This window comes from Halorubrum wangae, from assembly GCF_051194135.1.
Lineage (GTDB): Archaea > Halobacteriota > Halobacteria > Halobacteriales > Haloferacaceae > Halorubrum.
In genome coordinates this window covers 796,711-810,450 of record NZ_JBLZNH010000001.1, presented here as the reverse complement: position 1 = coordinate 810,450, position 13,740 = coordinate 796,711, and the positions used below count along the sequence as shown (strand labels likewise).

Genomic DNA, 13,740 nt, shown 5'->3' with positions numbered 1-13,740 from the left:
GATTTTATCCATAACTATTACTGAGGGTTCACAATGTTTGTCGACTTCACCAGATCAATTGAATGGCGTTCGGAACGAGGACGAGCAGTGGTGGTGCGATCTGGAACGGGTCGGCCGGGAACGGGCCGAGTGTGAGCAATCCCGACTACCTCGCTCGGCTGATCGACGACGACTCGTTCGAGGCGTACTTGACTGCTGAGTTCGGGCCAGCGTCAGAATTCTCCGTCGAGCGTCACGCCCAAGGACACTCCAACGAGACGCTGTTCGTCACGTGGGGCGACCGCGAACTGGTAGTGAGACGGCCGCCGCCCGGTGAGACGGCAGACACGGCCCACGATGTGCTGCGAGAGCATCGTGTCGTCGACGCACTCGACGACACGGCCGTTCCAGTTCCGAAGCCCCTCCGCGCCTGTGACGACCACGCAGTCCTCGGGAGCGACTTTTATATCATGGAGCGTGCAGACGGGGACGTACTCAGAGACGCCGAGCCAGAGCGCTTCACGACGCCGAGCGCCCGCAAGCGGATCGGAACCGAGTTGATCGACACGCTGGCGGCGATCCACGCGGTCGACTACGAATCGGTCGGCCTCGGTGAGTTCGGCCGCCCAGAGGGATACACGGCCAGGCAGGTCGAGCGGTGGACGGCTCAGATCGAGTGGGCCTTGGAGACAACGGAGGCGATCAGAGCGGTTCCCGAACTCGTCGCCGTCGGTGAGTGGCTCGCCGAGAACGTCCCCGAGCAGCGTTCCAATACGCTCGTCCACGGCGATTTTAAGCTCGACAACGTCATGTATGGCTCCAGTCTCCCACCGAGAGTCGTCGCTGTCTTCGACTGGGAGCTGTCGACGCTGGGGGATCCGCTTGCCGACCTCGGATGGCTGCTCTTGTTCTGGTACGAGGACGGCGATCCGGACCCGGCGATGCCCGAACTGATGTCGACGTTCACCGCACGAGAGGGGTATCCGACTCGCGCGGAGCTTATCGAGCGTTACGAGGCGACGACGGGACGCGAGTTCGCCCACGAGCGGTTCTACCGAGCACTTGCGGCGTACAAGATGGCGGCCCTGGGCGAGATGTTCCTCGCGCGGCATCTGAACGGCGATAGCGACGACCCACTGTATCCCACGATGCGGACGCATGTTCCAACGCTCGCCGAGCGAACTCTCGCATACGTTGAGGGAGATACCGAACGCCTCTGACACGCGTGCGTCGAGGAGGCGCATCTCCCGACTGTCTAAACGTTTGACGGCTGTGCTTGTCACACCACATGCCGAAACTACTAAGCTCCGATAATGAAATGATTTTATATGGAATTCGGCCTTTCAGAGGAGCATAACGCAATCCGACAGGCGGTTCGTGAGTTCGGCGAGAACGAGATCGAACCCGTCGCACGAGAACACGATGAGGAGGGGAGGTATCCGATAGAGATAATCGAAAAAGCGGGGAAGCTCGATTTACTCGCGCCGAGTATCCCCTTCGAATACGGCGGGCCCGGCATGGATTCGCTCTCTTCAGTTATCGTCACCGAGGAACTGTGGCGTGCCGATCCAGGCATTGGTTCGGCCGTCGGCTCTCGCGGCTTCGGATCGAAGATGATCGCCAAGTACGGCGACGAATGGATGAAAGAAGAATGGCTGCCCCGCATTGCGAACGGTGAATCCGCGTGCTGTAGTTGTATCTCGGAACCCGCTCACGGTTCGAATGTCGCTGGCATTGAAACGCGCGCCGAAGAGGACGGCGACGGGTACGTTCTCAACGGGAACAAGATGTGGATCACGAACGGCTCAGTTGCAGATGTTGCCGTCGTCATGGCGAAGACTCGTTTGGATCCCGACAACCCTCACCGCGGAATCACGGCATTTCTCGTCCCGACTGAGCTCGACGGTTTCGAGCCGACGAAGATCACGAACAAGCTCGGCATCAAGGCGTCTGACCTCGCTGAGATCAAGCTGAACGACGTTCGGGTACCTGCGGAGAACGTAATTGGAGAGCTTAACAAGGGATTTTATCAGCTCATGGATTTCTTCGCCTCCGGTCGGTCAAACGTCGCCGCTCAAGCTGTCGGTGTTGCACAAGCAGCAATTGATGCTGCCGCCGACTACGCGAATGAGCGTGAACAGGGAGGAAAGGTGATCAAGGAGTACCAAGCGGTCTCACACAAGATTGCAGATATGGCGGCGAACACGGAGGCAGCACGCTCGCTCACCTATCGCGCCGCGAGTCAGACCGAAGAAGAAAACGACCAGCTTGCGACAAAGTTCGCGTCGATGGCTAAGCTCGTCGCCTCCGAGAACGCCGTCGACGTCGCCGACGACGCGATTCAGGTCTTTGGCGGAGCGGGGTACGTCTCCGATCACCCGGTCGAACGGTATTACCGCGACGCACGTATCACGAAGATCTACGAGGGGACGAGCGAGATCCAGCGGAACATTATCGCCGACCAAGTCCTCTGAGCTGTCGATTTGCGGACCAGTAGTGAGGCTGCAGATCCGTTTCTCAGCAGGACCGACCGCGATAGATCAACCGCTGAACCCTGCTTATCGGAGGCAGCGTGAGTATTATGACACTCGCCATCGAGAGGTGATTGAGAGGCTCTGACACCGTGATAACACATTTCAATCTTGAAGATCGGCACCGAGAACAACGGGCGGCTGTCCGAGAGTTCTGTGAAGAACACGTCGAGCCACATGTAGAGACACACGAACAGAACGGAACGTTCCCTCGAGAGATAGTGGAACGTATCGGCGAGTCCGGATTTCACGGCGTCCCGTTCCCGACCGAGTACGGTGGTGCTGGCGATGACTATCGGTCCTTCGCAATCACTATCGAGGAGTTGGCTCGCTCGTGGAAGTTGATCGCGGGGACCGTGTCCGGTGCCAGTTGTTTGGTCGGGTATCCGCTCGCTCAATTCGGTAGCGAATGGCAGAAAGACGAGTGGCTTCGTGGTGTGGCAACGGGTCAGACCGTCGCCGCCCTCTCGATGACTGAACCCGAGGCGGGCAGTGACGCCGGCGACATGCGGACGACGGCCGAGAAGGACGGTGACGAATGGGTCATCAACGGCCACAAGGTTTGGACGACGAACGGTGCGGTTGCAGACTTGATCGTGGTCGTGGCTCGGACGAACGAGCACGATGATTACCGCGGGTTGAGCCTCATCGGTATCCCGAATCCAGTGGAGCAGGACGGACTGGAGATCGTCCGCGACATTCCTTGCATGGAAGGAGATGCTGCCGTCGAAAGCGAGATCCGCTATGAGGACGTTCGCGTCCCGGAGGAGAATCTGATAGGCGAGGAGGGGCGTGGATTTCGATACATCATGGAGGGACTCGACATCGGTCGGATCGGAACCGGCGCACAAGGCGTCGGGGTGGCGCAGGCCGCTTTCGATGCGAGCCGAGAATTCGCCGATACCCGCGAACAGTTCGATCAGCCTATCCGCGAGTTCCAGGGAATCTCGTTCAAACTCTCGGATATGGCGATGGAAGTCGAATCGGCCCGCCTGTTGACACTCCACGCCGCCGCAGAACGTGATCGCGGAAACCGTGTGACCAAAGAAGCCGCAATGGCGAAGACCAAAGCGACGGACGTTGCGATGGACGTCGCAACGGAAGCCGTTCAGATCCACGGGTCACGAGGGTACTCGGAGGACTACCCTGTAGAGCGCCACATGCGCGTCGCAAAGGGGATGCAGATCTACGAGGGAACGAACGAGGTCAATCGTATCGTAATCAGCAATCAGCTGTACGAGTAACGACGTCGACGTTTCGAACGAAATCGGAGTCCACTGCTCGGCCAGTAGCACGCTCCCAAACAATTAGTAACCGCTCCATCGTTGGTACGCCGAGATGCCAGGAACGCTTATCACGGGGTCAGGTCGGGGTATCGGCCGCGGTATCGCAATTCGGTACGCAGAGGACGGATTTGACGTTGCCGTCAACTATCACAGCAACGCTGCCGCTGCAGAGGCGACCGTGGACGATATCCGGTCACAGACCGACGCCGATGCTGTCGCAGTCCAGGCGGACGTGGGGGACCCAGACGCTGCAGCAGCACTCGTCGAAGCGGCCGCCGAACGGTTTGGCGGCCTCTCACACGTCGTGAACAACGCCGGCGTCAATGAGCACTGCTACCCTGAGAACCTCTCTACGGAAGCCTTCGATGCGGTGATGGACACGAACGTCAACAGCATGTTCGCCGTCAGCAAGGCTGCGCGACCTCACCTCGACGCCGCTGACGACGCTTCGATAGTGAACCTCTCTTCGCGGCTCGCTTTCGCTGGTGCTGACTATGAGTGTCACTACGCGGCGTCGAAGGCCGGAATAATCGGGCTGACGAAGAGTCTTGCTCTGGCGTTCGCTCCTGACATTCGTGTGAACGCTATCGCACCGGGATACATTGAGACGGACATGACCGACGCAAATAGCACAGCAGAGGAGAAGGCAGCCCGCCGAGACACGATTCCGGTCGAGCGACTCGGCCAACCGTCTGACGTGGCGGACGCAGCAGCGTATCTCCGGGACGCCGAGTTTGTCACCGGGGAGACGATGCACGTGAACGGCGGGCAACTCATGCGGTGACTGTTTTCTGAGGTCATGGAGTCGCCTGGAGTAGCTAGCAACAAACTCGGGCCATACGTCGGTGCCGCGTCGAACAGGTTCGTACGAGGGTGACGGGAGTCGGTAGATCACCTAAAAAAGACGATGCGCGAAAATCGAGGTCTACAGGAGACCAAACTCGGTGTCGACTCGTTGATCGCTCGCTGGCACACCTTTATATCCGTCTGCTCAGAGTGCCAGTTATGACGGAGCTGATAGATCTGACTGCGAATATCGTCGAAGGGATGGCAAACCACCCGAATCACGGTCGAAGTCCGGTGTTCCTGACTGGGACCCGGATGAATCACGACGAGGCAGAAGACACCTGGCGCGGCAAAGGCATCGAGGATATGTCGCTCATGAACGGGTTCGTGTTTCTCGCAGAGCACAACGGAACCCACCTTGACGCACCGGTTCACGTCCATCCAGAGGGGAAGGCCATCGACGAGGTCCCCCTCGAAGAGTGTCACGGGCCTGCCGTCTGGCTCGACGTGTCCGATGCTGGCCCGAAAGGGCTCATCGGTCCGGACGCGCTCGAGGCAGCAGCAGACGAGGCTGGCGTTACCGTCGAAGCGGGCGATATCGTGCTCTTACACACGGGATGGGACCAGTACGTTCCCGATGACCAGGAGACGTATCTCTCAGAACATCCTGGCCTCTCAGAGGCCGGTGCCGTTTGGCTCCACGAGCGAGACGTCAATCTCGTCGGTATCGATTGCGGGAACGTCGACGTGGCTGGAGACGCGGGAATGCCTGCTCACCGCGTGTTTCTCCGTCAGGATATTCCCGAGAAATATACGCTCGTCGTGGAAAACCTCCGTAACATCGACGCAATCCCGAACCACCGATTTACGTTTAGTGCCGTCCCCCTTCCGCTGTCCGGGGCGACAGCAAGCCCGGTTCGAGCGTTTGCCGTAGTCGAGTAATCGGCTCGTCTGAACAGTACCATCGCGCTGCAGTGCGTGTGTCTTGGTACCTAACAACTATTATAGCTGGCTTCAGTCATGAGGGGTATGGTCTATCCGACGATTCGAGATCTGCTGTCTCAGTGCGCGGCGCGCCATCCGAGTGGGACGGCGCTCCGCGACCCGGCAGCAGACAAGTCATTGACGTACTCCGAGTGGGACGCCCTCGCCACCCGCGTCGCCAACGATCTTCTCGACGCCGGACTCACTCCCGATGACCACCTCTCGGTGATGACGAAAGACTCTGTCGAGCAGCTAACGCTCTTTTTCGCGGCGCACGATATCGGCGTCACTGTCAACCCAATCAGCTTTCGTGCGCCTGCAGGAAGACTCTCCTACATTCTCGAGCACGCCAAATCCGACGCGTTGGCGTACGACGCTGCCAGTGCCGAAACGGTCACCGCCGTCGACGACGCGACGCTACCCTCGCTCACTATCGCAACCGAGGAAGGAGTCGCTGACACCGAACGGACGTTCGAGGATCTCACCGAGGGCGACGAAAACGCTCCGCAGATCGACGTGAGCGAAACCGACACCGCGTTCCTGTTGTACACGTCGGGGACGACGGGGAAGCCGAAGGGTGTCGAGCACACCCATCGCAATGTCGTCGACGCCGACTTGATGTGTATCCCCTACAATCGCCTTCGGCCGAGCGATGTGAACATCGCCCTCGGACCGCTGTACCACGTCGGGCCACTACTGGCAAATTTCATGCCTGCCCTGCACGTCGGCGCCACGAACGTCATTCAACGGGATTTCGATCCCGGACAGACTCTCGAATACATCGAACAGGAGGATATTACGACGATATGGGGTGTCCCGACCCACTTCAACGCGATACTCACCGAGGGCTCCATCGAAGACCGTGACACAGCGAGGGTCCGAATGATCCAGTACTCCGGGTCTGCCATGCCGCCGGACGTCTTCCGTCAGTGCCGCACGAACTTCCCGGACGTCGATTTCGTCAACGCATACGGCACGACAGAGATCGTGTTCGGGACCGTGCTGTATCCAGAAGATCACGACGATCACCTCGGCAGCATCGGTCGGGCGGTTCCGAATGCGGAGGTTCGTCTTGTCGACCCCGACGACCCGATGCCTCAGAACGTGGTCTCGAAGGGAGAGACCGGCGAAATGCTGGTCAAAACGCCAACGACGATGAAGGGCTACTGGCAAGCCCCCGAGAAGACCAAGCAAGCGATTATCGACGACTGGTATCGCACCGGCGACCTGGCACGTCGCGACGAGGAGGGCTTCATCTACTTCGTCGATCGAAAAGATAGCATGATCGTAAGCGGCGGCGAGAATATCTATCCAGCGGAGGTTGAGAACGTCCTTCACGAACACGACGGGGTCGAGTCTGCCGCCGTTATCGGGACGCCAGACGATGACTGGGGTCAGCTAGTGACCGCATTCGTCGTCCCGACCGATGACAGTGTCACCTCGGACGAACTCGATCAGTACCTCAGGGACTCGACCGAGATTGAGGATTTCAAACGGCCCAAATCGTATTTTTTCGTCGACGAGCTCCCGAAGACAGAGAGCGGAAAGATCTCCAGACAGGCCCTCAACGATAAGGCGGCGTCTCAATGAACGTCACCTACCCGCGAACGGGTCTTGTTCTGCCGGAGTACGCCGATGTCACGGACGACTGGCTCGTCGATTTCGGCGTCCGAGCCACCGACGTCGGATTCGACTCTGTGTGGTGTGGTGAGGGGTGGGGATACAACGTCTTCCAATTACTCGCTCGCGTCGGCCAGCGGCGTGAGACGTGGCTCGGCACGTGCATCGCCAACGTGTACGCACGAAGCCCGGCAGCGCTGGCTGCGAACGCCTTAACGCTGCATGACCTTACTGACGGGAAGTTCGTGCTTGGGGTCGGGAGTAGCACTCCACAGATTGTCGAGAAATTTCATGGTCAGCAGTTCGAGCGACCGCTGCGCCGCGTTCGAGAGACCATCGAAATCGTGAACCTCGCGCTCTCAGGTGACCGCCTCAACTACGACGGAGAGATATTTTCTATCGGTGGCTTCCGCCTCAATCATGCTGACGGCGTCGAGATACCGGTGTTCAACGCTGCGCTCGGCCGCACGAATATCGCGCTGACTATCGACTTCGCAGATGGCCTGCTTCCTCATCTAATTCCCTTGTCGGCACTTGACGACGTTATCGCCGAAGGTGAACGCCGGGCACATTCAACGGCCCATCCTCACGTCGCAGCGTCGATACCGACGAGTGTCAGTAGGGATCCCGAGGAGGCGGAGCGTGTGCTCGCAAAACACATCGCCTACTACGCCGGTTCGACCGACTACTACAATGACGTCATCGCGGCGAACGGGTTTGCTGACGAGGCTGCAAAGATATCGGATGCCTGGCGGGGAGGTGACAGGGAACGCGCCTCACAGGCTGTTTCTCGAGAGCTCATGGATGCCATCGGTATTGCAGGAACGCCAGAGGAGGCTCGCAGACGGGTATCCGAACTGCTTGAAGACACTGTCGACACTGCCCTGCTATCATTCCCCAAAGGAGCGACCGAAGAGATGTTTACCTTGGCATTAGAGGCGCTGCCGGAGTCGGAACGCTGATCGAGTGCTCACGAGCACGACACGACCGATACTCCCTCCGCGACTGAATGTTTTCGGCCTCAATTCAGCGCAGTTGCCGGGATCTCGTGGTAGTCGGCGGTAACGGCGGCTGCGTCTTCGGGAAGCAATGCGACGACGAGGTACGGGACATACTCCGAAAAGTACTCGATGAGGTCGGCGATACGATCGGAATCGACGGCTTCCAGGGAATCAAGGAGCATAAATGGGACCGTGGTATGTACATCGTGGACCAGATAGCCAGCAAGTCCGACGACCAAGCCGATAACTTCACGCTCACTCTCACTCAGGTTGTCCACGGAATCCTCGTACACCGCACCGCTCTCTGACTCCCTGATGACGTGTAAATCGAACGTGGAATTTCCACCGTGTCCGTCCTGAGACGCTTCTTTCCGCTCGATCCAAACCCGCGAGATGTTCCGATAATCGAGGAGGGCCAACACATCTTCCATGTGGTCGTTGAATTGGGACACCGATTCTGATTCGAGTTCAGTTACTCGGTTTCGTTCACGTCGTAATTCGGTGCGTATCTCGTCCAGTTGGTCTCGTAGACGCGATTTGTCCGAGAGCGACTCGATATCCTCGATTTCGGTGGTGACGGACTCTAGTTGCTCCTGTTTTTGACCTCGTTCGTACTGCAGGTCACTTATTTTCTCGTACGTTTCAAGCAGGTTATTGTCTCGGAGGTCTTCCGTCAGCGCGACCTCTTGTTCGAGCTCACTGATCGCCTCACGCAGTTCGGCAATCTGATCCTCGAGTGTGTCTCGCCTTGTTTGCCTGGCCTCCAGTTTCTCCGCTGCGTTTTCGATCTCGTGTGAGAGGCGCTCTCTCGTGTTGATGACCTCGCGAATAGATTCTTTGTTGTCGGTCACGTCGTCGATTTGCTCCGTCAGATCATCGAGTTCGTCCTGTTTTTCGGAAATGACTCCGCGGAGGCTGTCTAATTGATCGGCGATTTCCCCACGTTTGGCGCGATTTCCACAGGTCCAGCAGGTGATCTCCTGTTCGCTCGACGGTGCGAGATCTGCGACCGGATCCGCCATGGCCTCTGCTGGAACAGAATGGTCTGAGTCGCTATCCTCAAGAATTGATCCGTTGAACTCCACGATCGAACGGAGGTTCGCGATCGTGTTTTCGAGAGTGCGTTTTTGACCCCGCAACGAGCGTAGCTGATCTTCCAGTCGGTCCAGATCGTCCTCTGTAGCCTCCGGTAGGTCCTCTTTCTTCGCTCGGAGTTCGCTCGGTTGATCGCGGAGCGAATCGAGTTCTGCGTTTACCAGTTCGAGGTCATCTTCCGCCTTACTTGCTTCTTTGCGACGTTCGTCGAGTCTGTCGACGAGTTCTTCGGCTTCTTCAGCCATTTCCGCGTTCGCCTCGAATTTGGTCGCGTCGTTACGTGCGGATTCAATTCGTTCGTCGATTGACTCGAGGTCTGACTCAAGGACTTGCCGTTCTTCCTCCAGGGCCGGCAGGCGACTCGACTGCTCTCTGACCGCTTCGAGTTCCTCAGAGATCTCATCGCGCTCGGATTGGAGCGTTCGGATCCGATCTTCGATGGCCCTCGTATCGACTGGGCGCATGATGATGTCACGAAGGTCGTCCCCGCGCTTGACTGCCTGTCGAGCGGGGTTATTCTCAAGGAGAGAGACAAATGGATCGACTAGATCGGTGTTCGCCTCGTACGGAGTACCCCCCGTCTTGATTCCACCGTCCGTTCGCTCGAATCGTCGGGTGTGTGTGCTACTGCCTACTTCCAAGGCGACCTCACCATCAGTTGCGTCACTTTTCAATGTCGACGCGCTGCCGCCGAGGACACCATTGATGGCTTGCAAGAGGCTGGTCCGGTTGGTTGCGTTTCGTCCTGTGAGGACCGTTACCCCTTTTTGAATAGTGAGTGAACAGCCGTCAATTCCCCCAATGTTTATTACGTTTATCTCCATGGAATCTGCTATTGGTGTCTTATTTGTATTGGAGTTGATCATCGGGATTTTCCCTAGTTAAGCGATTGTCATACTTATATTCTATGCCTAACGTGCCCGTTTTGTAGATCGTAAGGAAATACTACGTCTTCATTGAGAGTAGACACTCTTTTGACACTCGTCCACAGATCACCCGCCAATTAATCCCAAATTATCTGGGGTTTTGTCGATTGGCAGAGATCTTTTATAGGTAGGGATGATTACCTGCATAAACGTCTTCAGGCCGCGAAATTCTCGTAGTCTCCGTGCTGCTAGCAGTCCTATTCGTCGTTATTGTAACAAGCACATGACCGTTCGTTCAGTAATTCGGATAGTCGGTATGATTGATCACAATCGGAACAACTGATAGTTATGGATACGGACACGGTGTGGTCTGACACGCTCACCACGCCGGAACTGACGAGTCGTGACACGGTTTGGTCCACAATTTTAGTACATCGGGTCCTTGCCCATTCGATGGTGTCCCTAGATACCTCTCGTCCGATTCGACTCGATCGACTCGTGTCGATCCCAAGACAGTCGTTGAGGTGAGACTGCATTGTCGGGTGAGTAACCCAGTCCGATTCAACGGCATCAATGTCGATCCCGCGTTGTTCAAGACGAGTACGGACACGCACCTCGCGATCAGCAGAGATCGTTTCGCTCGTGAGAGACTCGTATACGCTCGCTACTGCATCCTCAGGGCTAACGGAACCGTACGCGACGTCCTCGAGATCGAATCCGGCCCCCGATATCACTCCCCTGAGGACTCGCTGGTTAAAATAATCGGCGAGATCTCGGAGGCTCCTCTCCCGATTCAATCGTCTATCACGGAGCTCCTCGTTCATTCCGTCGAAATCGTACTTGCTACTCATTCGCCCTACTTTACACGAGCAGCGATCCGCCGAGTGGGTCATATCAAAATGCCCCGCTGCTGTGTCTGCGAACCGGTTCCTCCATGACTATGGCCGTCTTGGTCGCGGGAGAGATATAGTACTTTCCAAGCGTACTGTTGGAAAGCAGTGCGCGACTGCTGTTGGCGTCCCTCACGTTAGAAGTGCGAGAATTTACCGCGTCGATACAGGTCGAGTTCGGACACGACGTTAGGCGGTTCTTGCTGAGCCGCAAACGCGATGGCGTCACCGATCACTTCCGGCTCAGTCACTTCGTTCGGCTCGAACCGGTCTTTCGAAGTCTGATCTCGGTACCCCCTCCCGAACTCTGTACGAACCTCGGTCGGGTTGATCACAGTTACGCCGACCTCATCCTCTCCGAGCCATCCTGCGAGACTGTGTGCAAAGCCTCGCGTCCACCATTTCGTGGCTGCATAAAGAGGGGCTCCCGGTCGGGGAAATTGGCCGGCGAAACTCCCCACAAACACCGCGATGCCACTCGTTTCGCGGAGATGTGGGATCGCTGCTTGCGTGACGAAGAACACGCCGTCCACGTTTACCGCCATCACATCCCGATACTGTTCGGCAGGAATCGTTTCGACCGTCACGTCGCTTCCGGTTGCGATGCCTGCGTTATTGACGAGGACGTCCAATTGACCGAAGGTGTCGACGGTTTGTGCCACGGCTTCGTTGACTGCACTATTGTCAGTGACGTCGGTCGGAAGTACAAACGCCGTTTGTCCGGTCACTGACTCGATCCGTTCTGCGATCGATTCGAGTTTCTCTTTCCGCCGAGCGACCAATGCGACGTCCGCGCCTTGCGCCGCAAGTGCCTCCGCCGCGGCCTCCCCGATACCCGAGCTCGCACCGGTGATAAACGCTGACTTCCCGGCTAACGGTAGGTTCGTCCCCATAAATGGTGATGTACAGATGTTGGTATAAGTATTACCGCCGCGTGGGCCGGTGAGTGCACGTGGAAATACGGATCGCGAATCGGCCGGTGTCGGGTGATCTGAGCACTGCAGAGCGATCTTCGGAAGCCCCGCACGGATGAACGGCGCAATGCAAATGTATATACTCCGTTATTGTCTGCTATGTTGTAGCATGACGGAGACTGCAGTTCCAACCGTTGCCGGTATCGGAAGCGTTCCGAACGGAACGCACTCAGTTCCGGAGCGCGACCTCGCACTGCGAGTCGTTCGAGAAGCCCTCGAGGATGCGTCGCTCGACCTCTCAGCTATCGACGGGGTATACATGCCCTCCCCCCGGCCGTGGACGCCGCAGGGATTTTTTTCGACGTATCTCCTCCGCCTACTCGGCCTCAACGTCGACCGCGCACTAGAGATTTCAACCGGGGGATCAAGCGGGGCGAACGCGTTTCACTCGGCGGTGTCCGATATTCGAAACGGGACTGTGGAGGCAGCGTTGGTTCTCGCGGTTGAACGTAACTCTATCGTGGATACGACGGGCCCATACTTCGATTATATCTTGAAGTCGTTCGACTCGGAGTTCGAATCGCCTATCGGGATGACCGTCCCGGCGGCGTACGCACAAAGCATGCAACGGTATATGTACGAGTACGACATCGAGAGGGCCGATCTCGCTGATATCGTAGTCAAGAACCGTAAGAACGGCGTGGCAAATCCGGATGGTCTCTTCGACGAAGGGCTATCACGGGATGACGTCCTCGACGCCCGGTTGATTGCGGATCCTATCCGGCTGTTTGACTGCCCGGCCCCCTGCGACGGTGCAGCAGCGATACTGCTCACTGCAGATGCAGTCACCAACTCGGATTCTCCGCCGATAGCCGTCCAGGGAACCGGGTACTACCATACGGCGAGTCATTTTCTGATGAGCCGAGATTCATCGATCACGGAATTACCGGCCGTGAGGCATGCGGTGAACACAGCGACCGAACGTGCCGGACTTGTACTTCCTGACATAGACGTCTTCGAACCGTACGCGCCGTTTCCGCACATCGAAGCGATCGTACTGGAGGAGTTGGGAGTCGCGAAGCGGGGCGACGGTGTCGCAGCGTGCTTAGATGCCCGGACACCATCGGAGGGACCGTTTTCGATTAGCCCGTCAGGTGGCTGTCTCGGAAGAGGGCATCCGCCGATGGTGACGCCGTTGCTCAATTACGTCGAGGTCGTGAAACAGCTTCGGGGGACAGCGTCGACGCAGGTTCGAGACGCGAAATCCGCCCTCACAACGGCGGAACACGGCCACCTGAACGGCGTAACCGCGACAGTGTTCGGGACGGGGGTGTGATCAATGGAACCGTACACGCTACCGTTCTGGGAGAGTCTTCGGGACGGTACGTTCTTGATTCACGCCTGTGAGAGCTGTGGTGAGACGTTCTTCCCCCCAAGTCCAATCTGTCCCCACTGTCATTCGACCGACGTTGCGTGGTCGGAAACAGAAGGGCTGGGGACGCTTTACTCGTTTACGAGAACTCACGCGACGGCGGAACCCTTCCCAGATGAACTCGTGATCGGTGTCGTCGCACTCGAGGATGGGCCACAACTACTCGCACCGATCGACGAGTCGTATGACTCACTTCAGATTGGCGACGATGCCTGTATTGAGGCGACTGAGTACGACGTCGACTACGATCGGGGCTGGCTCGAGATGTATCCGTTCTTTGTGGCACACACGTTCTCAGGCTAGCTGGTGAGAGCGGTCGATTTCAGGCAACCACACCGTGAGGAAAGTGAAGGAGG

The 13,740-nt window shown here is 57.7% G+C and carries 12 protein-coding genes; 9 read left to right on the top strand and 3 right to left on the bottom strand.

Going from position 1 to position 13,740, the window contains the following annotated elements:
* The first annotated feature begins 131 nt into the window (after positions 1-131).
* The 7 genes from ACNS84_RS04135 (at position 132) to ACNS84_RS04105 (ending at position 8,148) form a co-directional block, all read left to right on the top strand.
* Positions 132-1,199 carry a phosphotransferase family protein gene (locus tag ACNS84_RS04135; protein WP_435073569.1) on the top strand — a complete coding sequence of 356 codons (1,068 nt, stop codon included), beginning with the start codon at positions 132-134 and terminating at the stop codon, positions 1,197-1,199.
* A gap of 108 nt (positions 1,200-1,307) precedes the next feature.
* Entirely contained in the window at positions 1,308-2,453 is a 1,146-nt protein-coding gene (locus ACNS84_RS04130) for an acyl-CoA dehydrogenase family protein (RefSeq protein ID WP_435073568.1), read from the top strand.
* Between the two features lie 149 nt (positions 2,454-2,602).
* Positions 2,603-3,754, top strand: coding sequence for an acyl-CoA dehydrogenase family protein (locus tag ACNS84_RS04125; protein WP_435073567.1), 1,152 nt, complete (start codon positions 2,603-2,605; stop codon positions 3,752-3,754).
* A 94-nt stretch (positions 3,755-3,848) separates the two neighbouring features.
* The gene (locus ACNS84_RS04120) at positions 3,849-4,580 is read left to right on the top strand and encodes an SDR family NAD(P)-dependent oxidoreductase (protein WP_435073566.1); all 732 of its coding nucleotides are present in this window, start codon (positions 3,849-3,851) and stop codon (positions 4,578-4,580) included.
* Between the two features lie 221 nt (positions 4,581-4,801).
* Entirely contained in the window at positions 4,802-5,524 is a 723-nt protein-coding gene (locus tag ACNS84_RS04115) for a cyclase family protein (RefSeq protein ID WP_435073565.1), read from the top strand.
* Positions 5,525-5,611: 87 nt separating this feature from the next.
* Positions 5,612-7,156 (top strand): class I adenylate-forming enzyme family protein, encoded by a 1,545-nt coding sequence (locus tag ACNS84_RS04110; protein WP_435073564.1) that lies wholly within the window; start codon positions 5,612-5,614, stop codon positions 7,154-7,156.
* The gene (locus ACNS84_RS04105) at positions 7,153-8,148 is read left to right on the top strand and encodes an LLM class flavin-dependent oxidoreductase (RefSeq protein WP_435073563.1); all 996 of its coding nucleotides are present in this window, start codon (positions 7,153-7,155) and stop codon (positions 8,146-8,148) included. The genes ACNS84_RS04110 and ACNS84_RS04105 overlap by 4 nt, the downstream gene beginning before the upstream one ends.
* A 59-nt stretch (positions 8,149-8,207) precedes the next feature.
* Here the strand turns inward: ACNS84_RS04105 and ACNS84_RS04100 are convergent, their stop codons facing one another.
* The 3 genes from ACNS84_RS04100 to ACNS84_RS04090 form a co-directional block, all read right to left on the bottom strand.
* Positions 8,208-10,106, bottom strand: coding sequence for an archaea-specific SMC-related protein (locus tag ACNS84_RS04100; RefSeq protein WP_435073562.1), 1,899 nt, complete (start codon positions 10,104-10,106; stop codon positions 8,208-8,210).
* 299 nt (positions 10,107-10,405) lie between these two features.
* On the bottom strand, positions 10,406-11,041 hold the full coding sequence (rdfA, locus tag ACNS84_RS04095) for a rod-determining factor RdfA (protein ID WP_435073561.1): 636 nt from the start codon (positions 11,039-11,041) through the stop codon (positions 10,406-10,408).
* Between the two features lie 134 nt (positions 11,042-11,175).
* Positions 11,176-11,931, bottom strand: coding sequence for an SDR family oxidoreductase (locus ACNS84_RS04090; protein WP_435073560.1), 756 nt, complete (start codon positions 11,929-11,931; stop codon positions 11,176-11,178).
* Between the two features lie 190 nt (positions 11,932-12,121).
* On the opposite strand from ACNS84_RS04090, the gene ACNS84_RS04085 reads away from it, so the two are divergent.
* On the top strand, positions 12,122-13,288 hold the full coding sequence (locus ACNS84_RS04085; RefSeq protein ID WP_435073559.1) for a thiolase family protein: 1,167 nt from the start codon (positions 12,122-12,124) through the stop codon (positions 13,286-13,288).
* A 3-nt stretch (positions 13,289-13,291) separates the two neighbouring features.
* Positions 13,292-13,687, top strand: a complete 396-nt coding sequence (locus ACNS84_RS04080; protein ID WP_435073558.1) for a Zn-ribbon domain-containing OB-fold protein — start codon at positions 13,292-13,294, stop codon at positions 13,685-13,687.
* The last annotated feature ends 53 nt before the right edge of the window (positions 13,688-13,740 follow it).

Coding starts and splice junctions, on each gene's coding strand:
- ACNS84_RS04090 (WP_435073560.1), bottom strand. CDS start 11,931: ATGGGGACGAACCTACCGTTAGCCGGGAAGTCAGCGTTTATCACCGGT.
- ACNS84_RS04130 (WP_435073568.1), top strand. CDS start 1,308: ATGGAATTCGGCCTTTCAGAGGAGCATAACGCAATCCGACAGGCGGTT.
- ACNS84_RS04110 (WP_435073564.1), top strand. CDS start 5,612: ATGGTCTATCCGACGATTCGAGATCTGCTGTCTCAGTGCGCGGCGCGC.
- ACNS84_RS04080 (WP_435073558.1), top strand. CDS start 13,292: ATGGAACCGTACACGCTACCGTTCTGGGAGAGTCTTCGGGACGGTACG.
- ACNS84_RS04120 (WP_435073566.1), top strand. CDS start 3,849: ATGCCAGGAACGCTTATCACGGGGTCAGGTCGGGGTATCGGCCGCGGT.
- ACNS84_RS04085 (WP_435073559.1), top strand. CDS start 12,122: ATGACGGAGACTGCAGTTCCAACCGTTGCCGGTATCGGAAGCGTTCCG.
- ACNS84_RS04100 (WP_435073562.1), bottom strand. CDS start 10,106: ATGGAGATAAACGTAATAAACATTGGGGGAATTGACGGCTGTTCACTC.
- ACNS84_RS04115 (WP_435073565.1), top strand. CDS start 4,802: ATGACGGAGCTGATAGATCTGACTGCGAATATCGTCGAAGGGATGGCA.
- ACNS84_RS04105 (WP_435073563.1), top strand. CDS start 7,153: ATGAACGTCACCTACCCGCGAACGGGTCTTGTTCTGCCGGAGTACGCC.
- rdfA (WP_435073561.1), bottom strand. CDS start 11,041: ATGACCCACTCGGCGGATCGCTGCTCGTGTAAAGTAGGGCGAATGAGT.